General features: G+C 64.0%; 1 protein-coding gene. It reads right to left on the bottom strand.

Annotated features, from left to right (window positions below):
• Positions 1–137: 137 nt before the first annotated feature.
• Positions 138–567 (bottom strand): sulfotransferase (locus ACLFKU_RS43935; protein WP_410853415.1); only part of this gene is annotated, 430 nt, incomplete at its 5' end.

The raw sequence follows: 567 nt of genomic DNA, 5'->3' as shown, positions 1-567 counted from the left end.
TGCGTTGTGAAGCTCGATCGCAGTCAGCGGAAGGGCAAGAAACGTCACTTGTGAGCCGAGAAGGGAGACCGTCTGGCCAGCGAGAAGCAGATAAAAGCTACAGGGCAGGCGGTGCCGGGGCGCATTGTGCGCCGCTATCATCTCGCGCTTCCTGAACGCGGCATCGACAGGTCGTAGCCCAGGTGTATCAGCTCTTTACCCGCGATCCGCTCAAACTCGGCAATTTCTCCCGGCGTGAGGTCGTGCAAATACCGTCCATGGCGCCCGGTGTGGAGAGGCTTGCTTGCGGCCTGCGCGGCGGGATGCCCCCAAGGTCTGTTGAACAGCGCGTGTTCGTGCGCCGCGTGGTTCAGGACCGCCTCGTCCCACTGCAGGTGAAGGTAGCCCAGCATTCGTTTGATGGTTTCGCGGGGGCGCGTGACCAGATCCTCGTACCGCGCCTCCAGATAGCGGCCGTCAGGCGCAGCCTGGCGGGGCCGGGTGACGACATCCAACCAGCCGTGTGCGGCCTGCGCGACAGTCCGGTAGCCCCATTCGGGGACTGTCTTCAAGTGGGACGCGGCCAGA

The organism is Paraburkholderia sp. EG304 (assembly GCF_046543485.1).
Classification (GTDB): domain Bacteria; phylum Pseudomonadota; class Gammaproteobacteria; order Burkholderiales; family Burkholderiaceae; genus Paraburkholderia; species Paraburkholderia youngii.
Note: the sequence above shows the minus strand (reverse complement) of the source record. Positions and strands in the feature narration are given on the sequence as shown.